At 60.0% G+C, this 21,074-nt stretch carries 17 protein-coding genes; 12 read left to right on the top strand and 5 right to left on the bottom strand.

Annotated features, from left to right (window positions below; genetic code table 11):
* The first annotated feature begins 262 nt into the window (after positions 1-262).
* From DK871_RS26105 to DK871_RS26090, 4 genes are all read left to right on the top strand, one after another.
* Positions 263-2,212 (top strand): DNA topoisomerase III, encoded by a 1,950-nt coding sequence (locus DK871_RS26105; RefSeq protein WP_161907174.1) that lies wholly within the window; start codon positions 263-265, stop codon positions 2,210-2,212.
* Positions 2,213-2,342: 130 nt separating this feature from the next.
* Positions 2,343-2,783 carry a CBS domain-containing protein gene (locus DK871_RS26100; RefSeq protein WP_161907173.1) on the top strand — a complete coding sequence of 147 codons (441 nt, stop codon included), beginning with the start codon at positions 2,343-2,345 and terminating at the stop codon, positions 2,781-2,783.
* 8 nt (positions 2,784-2,791) lie between these two features.
* Complete coding sequence (locus DK871_RS26095; protein WP_161907172.1) at positions 2,792-3,640, top strand: NAD-dependent protein deacetylase; 849 nt, start codon at positions 2,792-2,794, stop codon at positions 3,638-3,640.
* A gap of 571 nt (positions 3,641-4,211) precedes the next feature.
* Positions 4,212-4,541, top strand: a complete 330-nt coding sequence (locus tag DK871_RS26090) for a hypothetical protein (RefSeq protein ID WP_003190335.1) — start codon at positions 4,212-4,214, stop codon at positions 4,539-4,541.
* Between the two features lie 58 nt (positions 4,542-4,599).
* Here DK871_RS26090 and DK871_RS26085 read toward each other — a convergent pair whose 3' ends face one another.
* The gene (locus DK871_RS26085) at positions 4,600-5,502 is read right to left on the bottom strand and encodes a LysR family transcriptional regulator (protein WP_161907171.1); all 903 of its coding nucleotides are present in this window, start codon (positions 5,500-5,502) and stop codon (positions 4,600-4,602) included.
* Between the two features lie 189 nt (positions 5,503-5,691).
* On the opposite strand from DK871_RS26085, the gene DK871_RS26080 reads away from it, so the two are divergent.
* From DK871_RS26080 to DK871_RS26065, 4 genes are all read left to right on the top strand, one after another.
* Positions 5,692-6,390, top strand: a complete 699-nt coding sequence (locus tag DK871_RS26080) for a CoA transferase subunit A (RefSeq protein WP_003190329.1) — start codon at positions 5,692-5,694, stop codon at positions 6,388-6,390.
* Between the two features lie 31 nt (positions 6,391-6,421).
* Positions 6,422-7,081 (top strand): CoA transferase subunit B, encoded by a 660-nt coding sequence (locus DK871_RS26075; protein WP_003190327.1) that lies wholly within the window; start codon positions 6,422-6,424, stop codon positions 7,079-7,081.
* Positions 7,082-7,092: 11 nt separating this feature from the next.
* Positions 7,093-8,274: an acetyl-CoA C-acetyltransferase gene (locus DK871_RS26070; RefSeq protein WP_161907170.1), complete on the top strand. Its 1,182-nt coding sequence runs from the start codon at positions 7,093-7,095 to the stop codon at positions 8,272-8,274.
* A gap of 431 nt (positions 8,275-8,705) precedes the next feature.
* Positions 8,706-9,500: a DUF4349 domain-containing protein gene (locus DK871_RS26065; RefSeq protein ID WP_161907169.1), complete on the top strand. Its 795-nt coding sequence runs from the start codon at positions 8,706-8,708 to the stop codon at positions 9,498-9,500.
* Here DK871_RS26065 and DK871_RS26060 read toward each other — a convergent pair whose 3' ends face one another.
* Complete coding sequence (locus DK871_RS26060; RefSeq protein WP_161907168.1) at positions 9,501-10,586, bottom strand: DUF1615 domain-containing protein; 1,086 nt, start codon at positions 10,584-10,586, stop codon at positions 9,501-9,503.
* 273 nt (positions 10,587-10,859) lie between these two features.
* On the opposite strand from DK871_RS26060, the gene DK871_RS26055 reads away from it, so the two are divergent.
* Both DK871_RS26055 and DK871_RS26050 read left to right on the top strand, forming a co-directional pair.
* Positions 10,860-15,599 carry an RHS repeat-associated core domain-containing protein gene (locus tag DK871_RS26055; protein WP_161907175.1) on the top strand — a complete coding sequence of 1,580 codons (4,740 nt, stop codon included), beginning with the start codon at positions 10,860-10,862 and terminating at the stop codon, positions 15,597-15,599.
* Position 15,600: 1 nt separating this feature from the next.
* A complete protein-coding gene (locus tag DK871_RS26050) occupies positions 15,601-16,014 on the top strand; it encodes a hypothetical protein (protein WP_161907167.1) in 414 nt (137 codons plus the stop codon).
* Positions 16,015-16,072: 58 nt separating this feature from the next.
* Here the strand turns inward: DK871_RS26050 and hemB are convergent, their stop codons facing one another.
* The 3 genes from hemB to DK871_RS26035 all read right to left on the bottom strand — a co-directional run bounded on the left by hemB (position 16,073) and on the right by DK871_RS26035 (position 18,708).
* Entirely contained in the window at positions 16,073-17,047 is a 975-nt protein-coding gene (gene hemB / locus DK871_RS26045; protein ID WP_016977356.1) for a porphobilinogen synthase, read from the bottom strand.
* Positions 17,048-17,163: 116 nt separating this feature from the next.
* Positions 17,164-18,006, bottom strand: coding sequence for a PhzF family phenazine biosynthesis protein (locus DK871_RS26040; protein WP_161907166.1), 843 nt, complete (start codon positions 18,004-18,006; stop codon positions 17,164-17,166).
* 3 nt (positions 18,007-18,009) lie between these two features.
* Positions 18,010-18,708 carry a glutathione S-transferase N-terminal domain-containing protein gene (locus tag DK871_RS26035; RefSeq protein ID WP_161907165.1) on the bottom strand — a complete coding sequence of 233 codons (699 nt, stop codon included), beginning with the start codon at positions 18,706-18,708 and terminating at the stop codon, positions 18,010-18,012.
* Between the two features lie 251 nt (positions 18,709-18,959).
* Here DK871_RS26035 and DK871_RS26030 point away from each other — a divergent pair, with 251 nt between their 5' ends.
* The gene (locus DK871_RS26030; protein ID WP_161907164.1) at positions 18,960-19,661 is read left to right on the top strand and encodes a histidine phosphatase family protein; all 702 of its coding nucleotides are present in this window, start codon (positions 18,960-18,962) and stop codon (positions 19,659-19,661) included.
* 58 nt (positions 19,662-19,719) lie between these two features.
* Complete coding sequence (locus DK871_RS26025; protein ID WP_056788363.1) at positions 19,720-20,775, top strand: permease; 1,056 nt, start codon at positions 19,720-19,722, stop codon at positions 20,773-20,775.
* The last annotated feature ends 299 nt before the right edge of the window (positions 20,776-21,074 follow it).

The raw sequence follows: 21,074 nt of genomic DNA, 5'->3' as shown, positions 1-21,074 counted from the left end.
CAACCGGGTACCATTGTTTGAAAAGCGGGTTGACAGTGGGGGCGAGTCCATACATAGGAGCGAGCTTGCTCGCGAAGAACCTGAGAGCAACGCGGGGCACCAGGCGCCCCGCGTCATCGTTAACGACCTTCGCGAGCAAGCTCGCCCCTACAGCGGTGTGTGGTGCCCACACAAATTACTGTACATCCATACAGATAATGGTTGCTCAAACCCTTCCAAATAAGCATCCTGCAAGGCATCAACCTGATCTGATGTGATGACCATGCGGCTGTACCTCTGTGAAAAACCCTCCCAGGCCAAGGATATCGCGGCCGTGCTCGGCGCCAGCCGTCGCGGTGATGGCTGCTGGCTGGGTAACGGAGTCACGGTCACCTGGTGCATCGGCCACTTGTTGGAAACCGCTCCGCCCGACGCCTACGACGCCAAGTACAAACGCTGGGTGCTAGCCGACCTGCCGATCGTTCCGGAAAAATGGAAGATGCTGGTCAAGCCCAAGACCGCCAGCCAATACAAGGCCGTCAAACGCTTGTTGGGGGAAGCCCAGGAACTGGTGATCGCCACCGACGCCGACCGTGAAGGCGAGATGATCGCCCGTGAACTGGTGGAGCATTGCCGCTACCGCGGGCCGATCCAGCGGCTGTGGCTGTCGGCACTCGACGACGCCTCCATTCGCAAGGCCCTGGCGGCGCTCAAACCCGGTGCAGAAACCTTCAGCCTGTATCACTCGGCCCTGGGGCGCTCACGTGCCGACTGGCTGATCGGCATGAACATGAGCCGCCTGTTTACCCTGCTGGGGCGCCAATCCGGTTACCAGGGCGTACTCCCGGTAGGCCGGGTGCAAACCCCGACCTTGCGCCTGGTGGTGGACCGTGATCGCAGCATCGCCGACTTCGTGCCGGTGGCCTATTGGGCCATCGATGTCGACCTGCGCCACGAGCACATGACCTTCACCGCCCAATGGCGCGCCCTTGAGGATGCCTGTGACGACCAGGGCCGCTGCCTCAACCCGCAACTGGCGCGAGACGCGGCCGACGCCATGCTCAACGCCGCCACGGCGCGGCTGGTGAAGCTGCGTACCGAACGCATGCGCGAGGTGGCGCCGCTGCCCTTCGACCTTGGCACTTTGCAGGAGATCTGCTCGAAGAAACTTGGCCTGGGCGCCCAGGAAACCCTGGATATCGCCCAATCCCTGTACGAAACCCACAAGGCCATCACCTACCCGCGCAGCGATTGCGGCTACCTGCCGCTGAGCCAGCACAGCGAGGCGCCGACGATTCTGGCGGCGCTGGGCCGTGCGGACACCGCGGTCAACGCGCTGATGCCGCACATCGACCCACAGCGCCGTTCGCGGGCCTGGAACGACGCGAAAGTCAGCGCCCACCACGGCATCATCCCCACAGGGGCCGGCAAGGACATCAGCCAACTGACCGGCAAGCACCGCGCGGTCTATACGCTGGTTCGTGCGCGCTACCTGGCGCAGTTCCTGCCCAACCATGAATACGACCGCACCCAGGCCGATTTCGACTGTGCCGGCCAGGCGTTGCGCGCAGTGGGCAAAGTCATCATCGAGCCGGGCTGGAAACGTGCCTTGCCCGAAGCGCTGGCACCCGCCAAAGGTCGCGAAGCGCCTGCGCCCCAAGCCTTGCCGACGCTGGTGCAGGGCCACGACTACGCCGTGGCCAAGGTCAACCTCAAGGACCTGTGGACCCAGCCGCCCAAGCCCTTTACCGAAGGCGACCTGATCAAGGCGATGAAAAACGTCGCCAAGCTGGTGGAGGACCCGTTGCTCAAGCAGAAGCTCAAGGACACCACGGGCATCGGCACCGAGGCCACCCGCGCCGGGATCATCCAGGGCCTGCTGGACCGCGGTTACCTGGTGAAAAACGGCAAGGCCCTGTCGGCAACCCCGGCCGCGTTCAGCCTGATCGACGCCGTGCCCCGCGCCATCGCCGACCCTGGCACCACCGCCATCTGGGAACAGGCGCTGGACATGGTGCAAAGCGGCGAAATGAGCCTGGAAGAATTCGTCGCCAAGCAAGCGGCGTGGATGAGTAAACAGGTAGCGCGCTGCAACGGCATGCGCATGACCATCACTGGCCCCGCCAGTCCCGCAGGCCGGGGTGCAACGCCGTGGAAAAACAAACGCAAGGCCGCCCCGCGCAAGGCTGCTGCCAGCCCAAAGCGCACAAAGAAACCGACAACGGCGGGCTAGAACGCGTAAAAATCCGGCAAATGACGTTTTTCGACAGGTTTAACGCCGCTTTGGGTCTTGCCCTGCCGCAGGCCGTCTAGGATTCTTTAGGGGACCCTGACTACCTAAGAACAACACCGGAGTGGCCGCCATGAAAACCGTCGCACAATTGCTCAAAGCCAAGGATCAGAAAAACCAGGACGTCCACACCATTCAATGGGACCACACGGTGTTCGAAGCGCTGGTGCGGATGTCGGAGAAAAACGTCGGAGCCTTGCCGGTCGTCAAGGAAGGTGTGGTCGTAGGGATCATCAGCGAGCGTGATTACGCACGTAAACTCATTCTCAAAGGCCTGTCGTCGGTGACCACTCGGGTCGACGATGTTATGAGCTCTCCCGTCATCACCGTCGACACCCATAAAAGTGTCGAGGAATGCATGAACATCATGACCGACAGTCACCTGCGCCACCTGCCGGTGGTCGAAGACGGCAAACTGTTGGGCCTGCTGTCCATCGGTGACCTGGTCAAGGAAGCCATTGCCGAACAAGCGGCCTTGATCCAGCAGTTGGAACAGTACATCCGCGGCGAATAGGGGGAACCATGCTCGACACGCTGGACCATCAGGCAGACCACCTCGACACCCTGCACCGGGCCATGACCGGCCGGCGCTTTCTGGTGCTGACCGGCGCAGGGATCAGTACATCTTCGGGTATCCCGGATTACCGGGACGGTGAAGGTGTACGCCGGGGCAAGCCACCGATGATGTATCAGGAATTCCTCGCCACCCCCGAGGCGCGGCGCCGTTACTGGGCACGGGCGATGCTGGGGTGGCCGCGGGTGCGCATTGCCCAGCCGAACAAGGCCCACCTTGCGCTCGCGACGCTGCAACAGCGTGGCCATATCAGCGGGCTGATTACGCAGAACGTCGACACCCTGCACGACCAGGCCGGCAGCCAGGGTGTGATCGAGCTGCATGGCAGCTTGCATCGCGTGCTCTGCCTGGATTGCCAACTGCGCAGCGAGCGCGATGTGATCCAGCGGCAGATGGAAGTCGATAACCCGCACATGGCACAGGTCCATGCGGTGCAAGCGCCAGATGGCGACACCTTGCTCGATCCCGCGTTCGAACAGCGCTTCCAGATGCCCCGCTGCCCCCACTGCAACGGCGAACGGCTGAAACCGGATGTGGTGTTCTTTGGCGAAAACGTCGCACCGGCGACGGCGCTCAAGGCAATGACAGCGGTAGAGCATGCCGAAGGACTGTTGGTGGTGGGGTCGTCGCTGATGGCCTATTCGGCGTTTCGCCTGTGCAAGGCGATGGTTGAACAGGGTAAGCCGGTGATTGCTATCAACTTGGGCAAGACTCGGGGGGATGAGCTGTTGCAGGCAAAAATCCAGGCCTCTTGTGAGCGACTACTGCCATTACTGGTCGACCAGCTCTCTCTGTAGGAGCGAGCTTGCTCGCGAAAGTCAACGATAACCGGGGCAATCTGACACCCCACGGCGAGCCCAAGTTTTTCGCGAGCAAGCTCGCTCCTACAGGGGTTGAGGCGCTCGACCATCACTTCCAAAAAATGACGCCCAAGTCACGTTTTCTCGCATTCCGCCGCCCCCCACGGCAATTTATGTAGTGAGAAAAAATAATCACTACATAACCGTTGACGTAACCTTTTTGTCCTTGCATGATCTAGACGTCTCTCGGATCGGGAGCGTTGGTAACAAGCGTTTTGAACAGGCTCGTCTGACCGCCGAGCTGTTTTTCTGGATGTGCACTGCCCACAAGGCAGATTGATGAAGCTGACCGACCCCGAAAGGGACAGGTACAAGACGCTCAAACGCGGCTTGTCTTCGCAATCAGAGCATTGCGTAGCAGTCCATCAGCAAGACTACATGCATCAGCTTCAAGACCCTGCCCATATTCGGCAGCCCGTCGCTGACGCCCGGTTTTAGTAACCGGAGACAACTTAACTGGTATTAACGAATCAACTGATAGATCGCCAACTGGTCAAGGGGCTTACACATGAATCTGAACAACCAACCAACTATCGATGAATTGGCTGAGATGTTCGCAGCGCAGAAAGACACACTCGACGACCATATTCTGTGGATTGGCAAATCGGGCGAAGTGCAAATTGACTGCCTGGCGCCCCATACCGAAGAAGCCGAGTTTGACCGCAATAACCGTGAGCTGGCGGCGCGCCTGAAGATGTACCGCCGTGGCCAGGGTTATGTCGGCAAGAAGGCCGCCGCTGATCGCAACTTTATCGAGCAAGTCTTCGATACACTTAACAATGCCTGGGCGTCTTTCAAAGACAGCTCGCAAGTTAAAGTGATCGACCGTTACTACTAAGTAGTGCTCAATCAATGTGGGAGTTGGCTTGCCAGCTCCCACATTTGTATTTACTGATTTAAAAAGTTGGAAACCTGCCCTTCCCCGCCTCATCCCGAAAGATATCAAACAACACCTGCGCCGCCGCCGACAGTTCATGCCCCGGCTTGGTCAGCACCCCAATCGGCCGCTCGATCACCGGGCCAGTCAAGGTAATGCAATGGGCTCCCGCCTCCTCCATCTGCCTGGCGCATAACGCCGGCACCGCGCTAACCCCCAAACCGCTGGCAACCATCTTGCCCACCGTCGCCAGTTGATGGCTTTCCAAGGCCACGGGCAATTTCATCCGCAAGGCCCCTAGGTGCTCTTCCAGCATTACTCGCACGGTGGAAGGCCGTTGCAGGGTGATGAACGGCTGTTCCAATAGAGCTTTCCAGTCGATTTCAACGCGCTGTGCCAAGGCTGAATCTCCCGGCACCACAGCCACAAAGCGGTCCAGGTACAACGGCGTGAACGCCAATGACGAGCCATCTGATGGCTCGAACGCCACCCCCAACTCCACCTGACGGTCGCGCACCATCTCCAGCACTTGCTCATTGATCAGGTCATGCACCGTCACGTTCACCTGAGGGTAACGGGCGCGGAATATCTTCAGGATCGGCGGCAACAGGTTCCCCGCGAACGACGGCATGGCCGCCACCGTGACGCGGCCGCGTTGCAGGGTAAAACGCTGGCGCAGTTCGTCTTCGGCATTGTCCCAATCGGCAATCAACCGGCGGGCCAGGGGCAACAGGGATTCACCTTCAGGGGTCAGCGCAACGTTACGGGTATTGCGGCTGAACAGGCGCCCGCCTAAACCTTCTTCCAAGCCCTTGATGGTCAAGCTCAACGCCGATTGGGAGAGGTGCAAACGCTCGCAGGCAGCGGCAAAACTCAGGCTTTGCGCGACGGCGAGAAAGGCACGCATCTGTTTGACGGTCATAGGGGAAGCTCCAAGCTACAAGTTGAAAGCGGCAAGTGAAAGCAGCTGCGGGCTATGCTTGATGCTTGCAGCTCGAAGCTGATTATGCTGTTTTTCAAACCAATCAACCTTAAAAAACAACTTAACAAATCAATCCACTGGCGCAACACTCAACTCACTGGCTGGACCACAAACAATAAAGAGGTGCATATGGCAGGTTTCGATAAACGCGTGGCGTCCTATGAAGAAGCGCTGGCAGGCCTGGAAGACGGCATGACCGTGCTCTCCGGTGGTTTTGGCCTGTGTGGCATTCCGGAAAACCTCATTGCCGAAATCAAGCGCAAAGGCACCCGCGACCTGACGGTGGTCTCCAACAACTGTGGCGTCGATGGCTTTGGCCTGGGCGTGCTGCTGGAACAGAAGCAGATCAGCAAAGTGATCGCTTCCTACGTGGGTGAAAACGCCCTGTTCGAGAAGCAACTGCTCAGCGGCGAGATTGAGGTGGTGCTCACGCCTCAAGGTACCCTGGCAGAAAAAATGCGCGCAGGCGGTGCAGGCATCCCGGCCTTCTTTACCGCCACCGGCGTCGGCACCCCCGTTGCCGAAGGCAAGGAGACCCGCGAATTCAAGGGCCGCCCCTATCTGATGGAAGAGTCCATCACCGGCGACTTTGCCATCGTCAAAGGCTGGAAAGCCGACCACTTCGGTAACGTCATCTACCGTCACACCGCCCAGAACTTCAACCCGCTGGCTGCCACCGCCGGCAAGATCACCGTGGTCGAAGTCGAGGAAATCGTCGAACCGGGCGAGCTGGACCCGGCGCAGATCCACACCCCTGGCATCTACGTCGACCGGATCATCTGCGGCACCTTCGAAAAGCGCATTGAACAGCGCACCGTCCGCAAATAATCCCCGTCCAGAACAATAAGAGGAAACAATCATGGCGCTTACCCGCGAACAAATGGCTCAACGCGTTGCCCGCGAGATGCAGGACGGTTACTACGTGAACCTCGGTATCGGCATTCCGACGCTGGTGGCCAACTACATCCCCGACGGCATGGAAGTGATGCTGCAATCGGAAAACGGCCTGCTGGGCATGGGCCCGTTCCCGACCGAAGACACCATCGATGCCGACATGATCAACGCCGGCAAGCAGACCGTCACCGCGCGCATCGGCGCCTCGATCTTCTCTTCCGCCGAGTCGTTCGCGATGATTCGCGGTGGGCATGTCGACCTCACCGTATTGGGCGCATTCGAAGTGGACGTACAGGGCAACATCGCCTCTTGGATGATCCCCGGCAAGCTGGTCAAGGGCATGGGCGGTGCCATGGACTTGGTGGCTGGCGCAGAAAACATCATCGTGATCATGACCCACGCCTCCAAGGACGGTGAGTCCAAGCTGCTCAGCCAGTGCAGCCTGCCGCTGACCGGTGCCAACTGCATCAAGCGTGTGCTCACGGACCTGGCGTACCTGGAAATCGAAAATGGCGCTTTTGTCCTCAAGGAACGCGCACCTGGCGTCAGCGTTGAAGAGATTGTGAGCAAGACCGCCGGTAAACTGATCGTCCCGGACCACGTTCCAGAAATGCACTTCCAGTGAGGACAGATTCCATGCAAGACGTCGTGATTGTTGCTGCCACCCGCACCGCCGTGGGCAGCTTCCAAGGTTCGCTGGCGAACATTCCGGCCCCGGAACTGGGCGCCGCCGTGATCCGTCGGCTGCTGGAGCAGACCGGCCTGGACCCGGCGCAAGTGGATGAAGTGATCCTCGGCCAGGTACTCACCGCAGGCAGCGGCCAGAACCCGGCGCGCCAGGCTTCGATCCTTGCCGGTCTGCCCCACGCCGTGCCTAGCCTGACCCTGAACAAGGTCTGCGGTTCGGGCCTCAAGGCTTTGCACCTGGGCGCCCAGGCCATTCGTTGCGGCGACGCCGAGGTGATCATTGCCGGTGGCATGGAGAACATGAGCCTGGCCCCGTATGTATTGCCTGCCGCGCGCACCGGGTTGCGCATGGGCCACGCGAAGATGATCGACAGCATGATCACCGACGGCCTGTGGGATGCGTTCAACGACTATCACATGGGCATCACCGCCGAGAACCTGGTGGACAAATACGGCATCAGCCGCGAAGCCCAGGACGCCTTTGCCGCCGCCTCCCAGCAAAAAGCCGCTGCTGCTATCGAAGCCGGGCGCTTTGCCGATGAGATCACGCCGATCCTGATTCCCCAGCGCAAAGGCGACCCGGTAGCCTTCGCGGTGGACGAACAACCCCGCGCCGGCACCACCGCCGAATCCCTGGCCAAGCTCAAGCCTGCGTTCAAGAAAGACGGCAGCGTCACCGCCGGCAACGCCTCCAGCCTGAACGACGGCGCCGCCGCGGTGCTGCTGATGAGCGCCGAGAAAGCCAGGGCTCTCGGCCTGCCCGTACTGGCGCGTATCGCCAGCTACGCCAACGCGGGCGTCGACCCGGCCATCATGGGCATCGGCCCAGTCTCGGCCACCCGCCGCTGCCTGGACAAGGCCGGCTGGCAGTTGGCTGACCTGGACCTGATCGAAGCCAACGAAGCCTTCGCCGCGCAATCCCTGGCAGTGGGCAAAGAGCTGGAATGGGACGCGCAGAAGGTCAACGTCAACGGCGGCGCCATCGCCATCGGCCACCCGATCGGTGCTTCAGGCTGCCGCGTACTGGTGACCCTGCTGCACGAAATGATCAAGCGCGATGCCAAGAAAGGCTTGGCAACGCTGTGCATCGGCGGCGGCCAAGGCGTAGCCCTGGCGCTCGAACGCAGTTGACCTGTAGGAGCGAGCTTGCTCGCGAAAAACCTCAACGATAACGCAGCGCTCCTGATAGAACGTGTTGCCTGTGAGTTCTTCGTGAGCAAGCTCGCTCCTACATATGAGACATAACGAGCAACATTGAAAAGGCCTGGTTCCACGAAAACCAGGCCTTTTCTTTTTCTCGCCCCCCCTGAAACAACTCGGTCAAAATGTGGGAGCTGGCTTGCCTGCGATGGCGGCGGTTCAGTCAAATCATTGCTGACTGACGCCCCGCTATCGCAGGCAAGCCAGCTCCCACATTTGATCTCATTGCCTGTCAGCTTGCGGCACCGTGAACACAGCGCTCGCCCTCACCACTACCTTCTCCCCCACGTGATACTTTGCGTTAATTCGCCAGACCCGCTTTAATCGCCACCAATTTCTCCCGCACACCTCAAGGACACGCCATGCGCCACCTGGACGGCAACTCCCACCCGCTTCGCGCGCCGCTGTTGATCTTGCTCGCTGGCCTGGCCTTGGCCGGTTGTTCCCCCAAGGACCCCTCTCGCGCCACCGTCATCAATGGCGAACAGGGCAAGGCCGGGGCGCAACTGGCCTATGAGCATGAATTGACCCTGGCGCTGCCCGGTGCCCTGCTTTCGCCGCGCATGCAGGCCACTCGCGAGGCGTGTGAAACGGCGCGCTTTGGTGCCTGCAATATTTTGGGCATCACCGAAGACGGCCAGGGTGGCCAGATCATCCTGCGGATCGCGCCCACGGGTGTGGAGCCGATGGTCGCCCTGGCGGCCGAAGGCGGTAAGCTCGGCCAGCGCATCACCACGGCCGAAGACCTGGCCGATGCGGTGGCGGATGTGCGACGCCGCCAGGATCGCCTACAAGCCCAGCAGCAACGCCTCGACGAACTGGCCAAGCGCAAGGACATTACCGTCAGCGACCTGATCGTCCTGAGCAAAGAGCAAGCCGGCATTGAAAACGAGCTGCAGGAACTGGCCCAGGTTGCCGCCGGCCAGCAACGCCGCCTCGACACCAACCGCGTGACCTTGAACTTCCGCTCCTCGGACGGCGCCAACCAGGTGTCAAGGTTCACCCGGATGTTCAGCAACCTGGGAGACAACCTGGTGAACGGCACCGCCGACGCCCTGGAACGTGCCAGCTATGTGCTGCCCTTCGTGATCCTGGCGTTCCCGGTGGTGTGGTTGTGGGTGGGCTTGTGGCGCCGGTTCGTCAAGCGCCGCGGTTGATCAGCGCTTCAGGCAGCGCTGGTAGCGCTCGTCCACGCGCTTGGCAAACCAAGCCGTGGTCAGGTTGCGGGTGATCTTCGGGCTCTTGAGCACAATACCCGGCAGGATCGCCCGTGGCAGCGGCTTGCCGGCCGCCTGGTCGGCCAGGCTGAAAACGCGCTTGTACAAGGTGGTGTCCTCGAAATCCAACTGCTCGCCCTGCTCCAGTTGGCTGCGAATACTCGGGTTGCGCATGTCCAACTTGACCCCCAGTGAACGCACCGCCAGCTCGGTGGTGCCGGGCAGCAATGAGCCATAGCGGATCAAATCCCCATCCAGCGCCAGCTCTTTGCCTGAAACACGGCTGACCGCGGCCTGGAACGCGGCATTGCGGCTGGCGTACCAGCCAGCATTGAAGTCGGCAAAGCGGTACAACGGCTGGTCGTAGCTCACCGGGTAACCGAGCAAATGAGCGATGCCGAAGTACATACCGCCGCGACGGGTGAATACTTCGCGGCGAATCGTGCCGTCCACCGTGTAGGGATAACCCCGCGCCTGTTTTTGCGCAAAGTCGATACTGACCTGCATGGGGCCTGCGGTGTGTACCGGGTTGAACCCGCCAAACAGCGTATTGCCCAGGGGCACCATGCTGATGAAGTCGTCGAAGATGTCGCTCAAATCCCTCTCCGTACGGGCGGCATTCAAACGGTCGGCGTAGGTTTTGCCGGTGGGCGAGCGCAGTTGCAAGGCGCTGCGCACCACGAAGGCCGGCACATGCACCTTGCCGGCGCGGCGCAGGATCTCATCCTGAGCGATCTTGCCCATACCGGGCACCGGCGGGTCGACCTGATAGGTGGACTCTTGCTCGGTCACCGCCAGTACCGCGCAGATGTTTTCGGTGCTGGGGTAGATTTTCTGGGTGTCGAAGGCGGTATAGATGTCCTGGGCCCAACCGTTACGGTCCGCAACCTTGGCCGGCAGCAGGCGCACGATCTGCGCCTTCACCTCGGCTTCACTGCGCTCGGGCTGCAGGGGGCCACGGGAAGTTGAGCACCCGGCCAGTACCAGTAAAGGAATAAGGCAGAGCAGCAGACGCGTTGAATACATGAGGCTTCCTTGGTTAACGACGGGCCGGGCAGTGCTGATATCGACAGGTAAGTCTAACCGGGGTTCGTCGGCATGCCGAACCCAGTGCCTGGCAGTAACTGAAACATCCCACACAACTGCCGGATAAGCTCTACTCCTCACCCCGGCAAACCTCTGCAAAGTCCCTCGCCTGATCAAACAGTGCGAGGGAGTGCAGATGGTTTTTTTCGTGACGCGTGCGGTTGACGGGGCCGCCACTTGAACCCGGCCATTGGCAGGCTGGCGCTGACGCCAATGAACGTGGAAACGGTCGACGTCGAGGGCGTCTTCCGTGACTTTCGCGATTGCTTGAACACCTTTGACGAGTGGGCCAAAAGCTTTTGGAGCTTCTCCGCGCTGGACGTCGAACAGGTGTTCAAGGTCGGGGATGACGTCGCGCTGGTTGCCCCGGTCAATCGCTCCCTGTTTCCCAGCAGCACCGTCGCCACGTGCCAGGCCACAGGGACCTTGACCCTGGTGCATATGTTCCAGAGCACCAGGTTCGTACCCATCGGCAACACGCCGGTGGTGGTGCAACGCGTTGATCCAAACGGCGGCCCGCTGGGCGAGCCCCTCCATAAGACCATCGGTCCGAGTGGCATCCTCGAAGTTACCGAGTGCGATCGTAACCAGCAATACCGGGTGAGTTTCTACCCCAACGTTTCCCAGGATCACCTCAAGGCGCTGTATGCGTCCTACCAGTCGGTGATCACCGCGCTGGAAGCCCGGCTGCGCAAAGAGTGGACCGACACCTTCCAGGCCCAGTGGAAAAATTACACAGATGCCCGCCCGCTTGAGCGGCGCCGCCTGCTGGAGGCGGCCTTTGTCAGTGGATTGGGCAAGGCGCTTTACAGCCTGTGGGACAACATTGGCGAACTGTCTGCGCTGCTGGCGGACCTCAAGCCCAACAGCGAAAAACTGCTGCACTACCTTTCGCAAACTGAGCTCGATGAACTACTGACCCTGGGCAGTGACGCGATCGCCCAGGGCTTGTTGGTGCTCAGTGATGAGCCGCTGCTGTTTGTCTACCTGTCGGCGCTGGTCAGCTGGATGCGCATGCTCCCGCCTACGGAGATGGCTGAACTGTGGGGTGAGATTACCGGTGAGGTGCTGATCAATCTGCTGCTGATTCGCGTGTTGAGTGCGATGGGCGTGGTGGCGCGATTGGGGGCTCGTGTGCTCAGTCACGTCAAATCCGGGCGGGCGCGGGCGTTGTTGGAGTTGCTGGCCAAGCAGGTGGTCGGGCCTCGGCTGGAAACCCATGTGGAGGCGGCCAAGCCGATGTTGCTGAGCAGTGCGGCGACGCCGATTAAGACGGTGCCGGCTGTGCCGTTGAAGGCGGGCGACACGCTGGTTTCAAACCCGGTGCCGATGGTGCGCGGCAAGACCCAGCGCACGACGTTGGTCCGTCAGGAGCCTGTCGATGATGTGCCGGCTATGGCGTCGAACCCGAAGGGGGATGCGGCGGCGCCTGCGGATAAAACCGTCACCCACGGTTGCCCGGTGTCGATGGTCACTGGCGAGGAATTGCTGACCCTCACCGATGGCGCGCTGGATGGGGTTTTGCCGTTTGAGTGGACGCGGCTGTATCGCACCAGCGCGGTGGAGGTCGATTGTGGGTTGGGGTTGGGTTGGAGCCATGCGTTGGCCCATCGGCTGGTGGTGTCGGGTGATTTGGTGGTGTGGACTGACCATGAGAACCGCCGTACTCAGTTTCCCTTGCCGACTGCCGCTCGACCTGCGATCACCAATAGCCTGGCCGAAGCGGCGATCTACTTGGGTTCGGCGCCTGACGAGTTGGTGCTGGCCCAGGCGTCGCGCTTCTACCACTTTCGCGATGGCGTACTGGTCTCTATCAGCGATGCGTATGACAACCGGCTGCGCCTTTGCCGGGATCGTTCAGGGCGGATTGAGCGACTGGATAACGGCGCGGGTCGCTCGTTGCTGTTGCGTTATGAGTTGGGTCGCATCGTCGCGGTGGACTATCAGGTGCATCGCGCCAAAGAGCGTGAGCCCTACGTGTGGGAAACCGAACAGAACCTTGTTTCCTACGCCTATGACGAACACGGACGACTGGTTTGCGCGACCAATGCTGTCGGGGAAAGCGAACGTTATCGGTACGACGATCAGCACGTCATTCTTGAACGCCAACTGGCCGGTGGCGCGAGTTTCTTTTGGGAATGGGAACGCGCTGGCAAGGCGGCGCGTTGCGTCCGGCATTGGGCGAGCTTCTCGCAGATGGACACGCGTTATGCCTGGGACGATGACGGGCGCGTCACCGTGCATAACGCCGATGGTAGCCAGGAAGTCTATGTCCATGACGACCGGGCGCGGCTGGTGCAGAGGATTGATCCGGACGGCGCCACGCACTTTAAATCCTACGACGACCAGGGTCGGCTGACCGTCGAGCAAGACCCGATGGGCGCGGTGACGGCCTATCAGTACGACGAAGCCGGACGCTTGGTGGCACTGTTTCCGAGGGATGATGAGCCAACGTCCTACGAGCATGACAACGGTTTTGTACGGGTTGTCAGGCGTGGGGAGGCGGTCTGGAAATATGAGCGTAATGAGCAAGGCGATGTTACGCGTAGGACCGATCCCGATGGTGAGGTTACTGACTACAGCTACAACAAGCACGGGCAACTGACCGGGATTTGGTACCCGGATCACAGTTGCCATCGACTGGTATGGAATGAACGGGGACAGTTGCTTGAGGAGCAATTGCCCAATGGTGGGATCAAGCGTTATCGCTATGACGATCTGGGTCGACAGGTTGCCCGTGAGGATGAGCATGGCGCACTAATCCAGTATCAGTGGGACGCCGCAGGACGCTTGCTGAAACTGATCCAGCCCGGTGGTGGTTGTAGGGAATTCAGCTACAACCCCTACGGCAAAATCATCGCCGAACGCGACGAACTCGGCCACGTCACCCGCTACGAATACGCCGATGGCCTGCACCTGATCAGCCGCCGCCTCAACGCCGACGGCACCCAAGTCAAGTACCGCTACGACAACGTCCGGCTGCTGCTCACCGAGATCGAAAACGAAGCCGGCGAAACCTACCAACTCGATTACCACCCCAACGGCCTGATCCGCCAGGAAACCGGCTTCGACGGCCAGCGCACCGCGTATGCCTACGACCTCAACGGCAACCTGCTGGAGAAAACCGAATACGGCGACGATGACAGTCAGCTAATCACCCGTTACGAGCGCGACCACGCCGGGCGCCTCGTACGAAAAACCCTGCCCGATAACAGCATTATCGATTATGCCTACGACCGCCAAGGCAACCTCCTCAGCGTCGAAGACGGCCACTGGGCGCTGGCCTACGAATACGACCGCCAAAACCGCCTCACCGCCGAACACCAAGGCTGGGGCACCCTGCGCTACGGCTACGACGCCTGCGGCCAGCTTAAAAACCTGTGCCTGCCAGACAACAACCGAGTCACCTTCAACCACGACAAAGGCGGCCACCTCGCCACCGTCGAACTCAACGGAGAAGTGCTCACCTCCCATCTATTCAACAGCGGCCGCGAACATCAGCGCCAGCAAGGCCAACTGCTCAGCCACTACCACTACGACGAGCGACACCGCCTGCACGCCCACGCGGTCACCCAGCAACAGAACCACCTCTACCAACGCCAATACGACTACGACAAAGCCGGCAACCTCACCCGCCTGCTCGACACCCGCAAAGGCGAACACCGCTACCACTACGACCCCCTCGCCCGCCTGACCCGCGCCGATCACTCGCAAGACGTACAGGAACGCTTCGGCCACAACCCGGCCGGCAACCTGCTCATGCAAGACCGCCCCGGCCCGGACATCGTCGCGGCCAACCGCCTGATGATCCAGGGCGACCGCCACTACGACTACGACGCCTTCGGCAACTTGATTCGTGAGCGGCGCGGCAAAGGCCAGCAACTCATCACCGAATACCGCTACGACTGCCAGCATCGGTTAATCAGCATCACAAAGCCGAACGGCCAAACCGCCAGCTATCGCTATGACCCATTTGGACGGCGCATCAGCAAAACCGTGGACGACAAAACCACCGAGTTTTTCTGGCAAGGCGACAAGCTGATTGTCGAGCATCACGCGGAACGCCATCGCAGCTACCTCTACGAATCCAACAGCTTCCGCCCGTTAGCACTATTGGAAGGTTTCGGCCCAAAAGAAACCAAGCCCTACCACTACCAACTCGACCACCTCGGCACCCCGCAGGAACTGACCAGCCCAAAAGGCGACATCGTCTGGTCCGCCCACTACCGCGCCTACGGCCAGATCGCCCGGCTCGACGTAAGTAAAATCGACAATCCGCTTCGGTTCCAAGGGCAGTATTTCGATGCGGAAAGCGGCCTGCACTACAACCGCCATCGCTACTACAATCCGGATATTGGTCGCTACCTGACACCGGACCCGGTGAAGTTGGCGGGAGGGATCAATGGGTATCGGTATGTGCCCAATCCGACAGGTTGGGTAGACCCGCTGGGACTGAACAGATGCCCAGGTACGGTAGGATGCGAACCATTCTTAGGCGCTGAAGATCCTTCAACTCCAGCATCAAGTAAGAAATCAGAACCCAACCTTCCGACTCCTCATAATGACGAAGAGTATCTTTTTCGCGGAGACAAAACCCCTCCAAACGAGGTATTCAAAAATGGCTTTAAAAGCAAAGGCGATAGCGAAGATTTGTACCTACACGCAATTGACAGTAATGACCCTCCCAGCAACTTCATAAGCACATCGCCATCACGGGCAGTCGGGATCACTTTTGCTACCAGCTACGGAGATAAAAAAGGCTATTTGTACACACTTAAGAGTATTGAGGGGCATGATATAAATACAGAACTAGGCAAGCAGGCGCCGTACCCTAAAGAGCTAGAATTCGCTATCCATAACAAAATCGACCCAGAGGATATATTAGGCGCCACCCCAGTAAAATCTGATGGAACTTACGTTGGATATTCCATACCAAACCCCAACAGGAAATAAAATGAAAACTAAAAATATAAAGGTAATAATCAAAAACGAGCACAAGGAGGTCACCGTCAAATATGACCCAAGGAAGCTCATCATGACATTTTCAGAGGCCGACAACTTTAAAAAAGTTTATGAAGGGCATGACTTATATATTTGCCTCGCAAAAATAAGAGCAGACTTCCCGCATATAACTTTTTTATGCAAAGGGGCAAAAATAAACGTTAAACCATCAAGAATGGCTTCTCAGATGAGCGCGGGGCTCGTCGCATACGAAATGACTTTAGGTCAGCAAGCTACCAATGACGACATGGTCCATTTGTTTGACTACGAAGAGGAGAACCTAACAAACGACCCACAGGAACAAATTGATTTCTTCAGGAAATGGTTGGTGTCACTAGGTGCGCAAGATTACGAAAAATTTAACTAAGTATGAGTGCTCCTACCCCTGTGATAAGCCCGCTCACCACAGGGGAGAAACGATGTCCTTAAATCCCCGCCAACGCCAAATCCATCGCAAAATACGTAAATATCAAATCCGCCCCCGCTCGCTTGATCGACCCCAACGTCTCGCGCACCACGCGGTCCTCATCAATCGCCCCGGCCTGTGCACCAAACTTGATCATCGCGTACTCACCGCTCACCTGGTACGCCGCCACCGGCAGGCGCGAGGCTTCGCGGATGTCGCGGATGATGTCGAGGTAGGCTCCGGCCGGCTTGACCATCAGCGCGTCGGCGCCTTCCTGTTCGTCCAGCAGCGATTCGCGCACGGCTTCGCGGCGGTTCATTGGGTTCATCTGGTAGCTTTTGCGGTCGCCCTTGAGCGCGCTGCCGCCGGCTTCGCGGAAGGGGCCGTAGAGGGCCGAGGCGAATTTGGTGGAGTAGGCCATGATCGGGATGTGGGTGAAGCCGGCGTCATCCAGGGCGCGGCGAATGGCCTGGACCTGGCCGTCCATCGCGGCTGACGGGGCGATCACGTCGGCGCCGGCGCGGGCGGCGGCCACGGCTTGTTTGCCGAGGTTGACCAGGGTCGCGTCGTTGTCGACATGGGCACCGTGCATCACGCCGCAGTGGCCGTGGTCGGTGTATTCGCAGAAGCAGGTGTCGGACATCACGATCATTTCCGGCACGGCGTCCTTGATGATCGAGGACATGCGCGAAACCAGTCCGCGCTCTTTCCACGTGTCGCTGCCGCTGGCGTCGAGGTGGTGGGACACGCCGAAGGTCATCACCGACTTGATGCCGGCGCGGGCGTAACGCTCGATCTCACCGGCGAGTTTTTTCTCAGGAATGCGCAACACACCCGGCATGCTGGTGATGGGCACGAAGTCGTCGATTTCTTCTTCGACAAAAATCGGCAGTACCAGGTCGTTGAGGGTGAACTCGCTTTCCTGGAACAGGCCACGCAGCTCCGGGGAGCGGCGCAGGCGACGTGGACGAGCTTGGGGGAACTGACTGGTCATGGCAATCCTGAAAAATGGCTGAACACTTTGGGGCGAAAGCTTATGCCCCCAAGTCCTGGCAACACAAACGCCAAGGGGCTAACAGTGTATTGCCAGGCGCGTAACAATTCATTGATCTAAAGCTGTAGACGCCCTTCGATGCACAACGCTACGGCGCCGCCCACCCAGATTTCATCGCCCTGGCGCTCGATATAAATACGCCCCGCTCGCCCTATCGCCGTGCCTTGGCTGACCACGTAGCGGCTGGGCGCAAGGCCCTCGGCGAGGAGCCATTGGGCCACGCCGGCATTCAAGCTGCCGGTGGCCGGGTCTTCGGCGGCGCCATCGCCAGCGACAAAAGCGCGCACTTCAAATTGCGCGTCCACCGCGTCACGCGTGGGGTCACAGGGGGCGATCACCCCTACGGCCAACCCTTGCAGTTGCGCGTAGTCTGGGCGCAGGCCCAGCACGGCATCACGCTCAGCCAGCATCACCGCCAGCCAACCGGCACCATTGTCGACCCACTGGCTGCGCAAGATAGCCTCGGGCGCCAGGCCCAATGCCAGGCGCACGCGCTCCAGCAACGGCGCCTCCACCGGGCCGGCACGCAACAAGGGCGGCGCGATAAACGCCAGTTCACTGCCCTGACGGCGAATACGCACCAGGCCGATTTCGCACTCCTGGATAATCTCCTCCCCGCGTGGCACGCCGCCAGCCTGCAACCAGGCATGGCAACTGCCCAAGGTTGGATGCCCGGCGAACGGCAGCTCTTTAAGGGTGGTGAAAATTCTTACCCGATAGTCAGCACGAGGATCGCGCGGTGTCAGTAAAAACGTGGTTTCGCTGAGGTTGGTCCAATTGGCGAAGTCCGCCATCTGCCGGTCGGTGAAGCTATCGGCCCCCAGCACCACGGCTAACGGGTTGCCTTTAAGCGGCACGCTGCTGAAGACATCCAGTTGTTGAAAATCGAAAGTCGGCATGCTTCAGCTCGGAATGTTCAGGCCACGGATCACCGCCGGACGTGCGACAAAGCCGTCCAACGCGCGCAGCACGTTAGGGAAATCGGTAATGCCCACCAGGTCACCGGACTCGTAGAACCCGATCAGGTTGCGAACCCACGGAAAGGTCGCAATGTCGGCGATGCTGTACTCGTCACCCATGATCCAGGTGCGGCCCAACAGGCGCTTTTCCAACACGCCCAGCAAGCGCCGCGATTCGGCGGCGTAGCGGTCACGCGGGCGTTTGTCTTCATACACCTTGCCGGCGAATTTGTTGAAGAACCCGAGTTGGCCAAACATCGGGCCAATGCCACCCATCTGGAACATCAACCATTGCAGGGTTTCATAGCGGGTGGCCGGGTCTTCGGAAAGCAACTGGCTGGTTTTTTCCGCCAGGTAGATGAGGATCGCGCCGGACTCGAACAGCGCCAGCGGCTGCCCGCTCGGGCCGTTGGGGTCGATGATCGCGGGGATCTTGTTGTTAGGGTTCAGGGACAGGAACTCGGGAGACAACTGGTCCTGGGTGTCGAAGCTGACCTTGTGCGCCTCATAAGGCAGGCCCAATTCTTCGAGCATGATCGACACCTTGACGCCGTTGGGCGTGGGTAGCGAATACAACTGCAGGCGTTCCGGGTGCTGGGCGGGCCATTTGCTGTTGATCGGGAAAGCGGCGAGTGCGTTCATCGAGAACCCCCTGGACGGAAAGTCCCATCATAGTCATCTGCCTGCCATCGTGCATGGGTCATCGTTGCGCAACATTTGCCGGCTAGACTCCCGCGTGGGCGAACCAAAGCGCCCGAATGCACTCTTAAAGAGCGCCCGAAGAATGAAAGGAGGCGCTTTGCTCTATCGACAGGGAACACCGCAGGGCGCTGATGCGTCACTGGGGCCGGGCTTGTCCGCCTTAACCCGACGCACGAAGACTCGAACCTATCATGACGATCAAGCCTCTGCGCCTTGTGCCACGACTCAAACGTTATTCCTACATGGTGTTACCGCTGCTGCTGGTCAGCGCCGCCATCGTCACCGCCCTGGACGCCCGTGAAAGCCGTGCGCAACCGGTCGATGGCGTGCAAACCCTGGTATTCCTGCGCCACGGCGAAAAGCCGGCCGGTGGCCTGGGCCAACTCAATTGCCAGGGCCTGAACCGCGCCATGAACCTGGCGACCCTGTTGCCGGAAAAATTTGGCAAAGCCAACTATGTGTTCGCTGCCAACCCGACGCGTAATGTCGAGGAAGGCGAACTGGATAACTCCTACAGCTACATTCGCCCATTGATCACCATCAGCCCCAGCGCGATCAAGCTTGGCCTGCCGGTGAACATCGAATTTTCAGCGAATGACACCAGCGCCCTGGCCGAAGAACTGGTCGAGGACAAGTACCGCAACGCGACGATCTATACGGCTTGGTCCCATGGTTACTTGCCGGAACTGATCAACAAAGTCGCCAGCGAAGCAGCCGGTGAAAAACACACCATCACCGATGATTGGTCGGGCAATGACTATGACTCCTTGTATGTGCTGACACTGACCTGGCACAACGGCAAGGCTTCGCTGCTCAGCCGCAACTACAAGCAAGGGCTGAATAACGGCGGGGAAAACTGCCCGGCCCCGACCCAGGTCAGCGCAGATATCTGAAGCTTGGGCCGCAGGGGCGTATGATGCCAGCCTATCGACTCACCTGCGGATCATCTCCATGCCCAACCTCGCTTCCACCCAGCCCAGCCGCGGCTGGGCGTTCTGGTGCAAACCGGCCCTGTTTCTGTTGGTGGCCTGCATCGGCCTCTACTATGTGAAGTGGTCGCCCTACTACCTCAAGGCGTTTGTAGCGGCCGATAACCACAGCATTGGCGCCTCGATTCTCAATGACCAGCAAAGCTCGCCCCTGGCGGCAGCGCTGGCCTATGCCCAGGTGTATTTCCTGGCCATCTGGAAAGCCGCCGTACTGGCGGTGATCCTCGGCTCTTTGCTGCAAGTGTTGATTCCCCGCGACTGGCTGCTGCGCCTGTTTGGCCGCGCCGGGCTGGGCTCGACCCTGCGCGGCGGGTTGTTCGCCCTGCCGGGGATGATGTGCAGCTGCTGCGCGGCCCCGGTGGCGGCGGGCATGCGCCGCCAGCAGGTGTCGGTCGGCGCGGCACTGGCGTTCTGGATTGCCAACCCGGTATTGAACCCGGCCACATTGGTGTTCATGGGCTTTGTGCTGGGCTGGGGTTTCACCGCGTTGCGGCTGGTGGCGGGGATTGTGCTGGTGGTGGGCGTGTCCCTGGTGGCACAGCGTATTGCGCGGCCGGACCAAGTGCCGGAAGCCGCACTGGAGGCCGTGGCCGATGTCAGCACGGTGGAATCGCAACCGTTCCTGAGCCGCTGGTTACGCACCCTGTGGCAGCTGTTCTGGAGCACTATCCCGGTATATATCCTGGCGGTGCTGATCCTCGGCGCGGCACGGGTATGGTTGTTCCCTCATGTGGACGGGGCGATGGCTGACAGCCTGGTGTGGCTGGTGCCGTTGGCGATTGTGGGCACGCTGTTTGTGATTCCGACAGCGGCAGAGATTCCCATCGTACAAACTATGATGGCCCTGGGCATGGGCACCGGCCCGGCCGTGGCCTTGCTGATGACCCTGCCGAGCGTGAGCCTGCCGTCGCTGTTGATGCTGCGCAAGGATTTCGATGCGCGGGTGCTAGTGACGGTGGCCGGGTTGACCATGCTGGTGGGGGTGGTGTGTGGGTTGATTGGGGCGGTGATTCTTTAGATTTTCAGTGGGGCTGATGGCCTCATCGCAGCATAGGTATCTACACAACTTTAATGCGACGCAGGACCTGTGGCGAGGGAGCTTGCTCCCGCGACGGCCTGACAGCCGACGCTGATATAACTGATGCCCCGCGATCCAATGTGGGAGCTGGCTTGCCTGCGAAGACGGCCTGACAGTCAACGCAGCTGGATTGTGTAGATATCCATTGCTGCGGTAACGGCTACTTAGGGTTCCGCCCTGACGGCGGCTCACTTTTGAAAAGCGCAAAAGTAAGCAAAACGCTCTTGCCCCACCACTCG

Origin of the sequence: Pseudomonas sp. L13, from assembly GCF_009935965.1 — a bacterium.
GTDB classification, from domain to species: Bacteria; Pseudomonadota; Gammaproteobacteria; order Pseudomonadales; family Pseudomonadaceae; genus Aquipseudomonas; species Aquipseudomonas lactis.
This window is presented reverse-complemented; position numbering and strand designations above follow the sequence as displayed.

Bases quoted from the DNA above. Each gene is read 5' to 3' on its own strand.
- DK871_RS26105 (WP_161907174.1), top strand. From the start codon at position 263: ATGCGGCTGTACCTCTGTGAAAAACCCTCCCAGGCCAAGGATATCGCG.
- DK871_RS26100 (WP_161907173.1), top strand. From the start codon at position 2,343: ATGAAAACCGTCGCACAATTGCTCAAAGCCAAGGATCAGAAAAACCAG.
- DK871_RS26095 (WP_161907172.1), top strand. From the start codon at position 2,792: ATGCTCGACACGCTGGACCATCAGGCAGACCACCTCGACACCCTGCAC.
- DK871_RS26090 (WP_003190335.1), top strand. From the start codon at position 4,212: ATGAATCTGAACAACCAACCAACTATCGATGAATTGGCTGAGATGTTC.
- DK871_RS26085 (WP_161907171.1), bottom strand. From the start codon at position 5,502: ATGACCGTCAAACAGATGCGTGCCTTTCTCGCCGTCGCGCAAAGCCTG.
- DK871_RS26080 (WP_003190329.1), top strand. From the start codon at position 5,692: ATGGCAGGTTTCGATAAACGCGTGGCGTCCTATGAAGAAGCGCTGGCA.
- DK871_RS26075 (WP_003190327.1), top strand. From the start codon at position 6,422: ATGGCGCTTACCCGCGAACAAATGGCTCAACGCGTTGCCCGCGAGATG.
- DK871_RS26070 (WP_161907170.1), top strand. From the start codon at position 7,093: ATGCAAGACGTCGTGATTGTTGCTGCCACCCGCACCGCCGTGGGCAGC.
- DK871_RS26065 (WP_161907169.1), top strand. From the start codon at position 8,706: ATGCGCCACCTGGACGGCAACTCCCACCCGCTTCGCGCGCCGCTGTTG.
- DK871_RS26060 (WP_161907168.1), bottom strand. From the start codon at position 10,586: ATGTATTCAACGCGTCTGCTGCTCTGCCTTATTCCTTTACTGGTACTG.
- DK871_RS26055 (WP_161907175.1), top strand. From the start codon at position 10,860: ATGAACGTGGAAACGGTCGACGTCGAGGGCGTCTTCCGTGACTTTCGC.
- DK871_RS26050 (WP_161907167.1), top strand. From the start codon at position 15,601: ATGAAAACTAAAAATATAAAGGTAATAATCAAAAACGAGCACAAGGAG.
- hemB (WP_016977356.1), bottom strand. From the start codon at position 17,047: ATGACCAGTCAGTTCCCCCAAGCTCGTCCACGTCGCCTGCGCCGCTCC.
- DK871_RS26040 (WP_161907166.1), bottom strand. From the start codon at position 18,006: ATGCCGACTTTCGATTTTCAACAACTGGATGTCTTCAGCAGCGTGCCG.
- DK871_RS26035 (WP_161907165.1), bottom strand. From the start codon at position 18,708: ATGAACGCACTCGCCGCTTTCCCGATCAACAGCAAATGGCCCGCCCAG.
- DK871_RS26030 (WP_161907164.1), top strand. From the start codon at position 18,960: ATGACGATCAAGCCTCTGCGCCTTGTGCCACGACTCAAACGTTATTCC.
- DK871_RS26025 (WP_056788363.1), top strand. From the start codon at position 19,720: ATGCCCAACCTCGCTTCCACCCAGCCCAGCCGCGGCTGGGCGTTCTGG.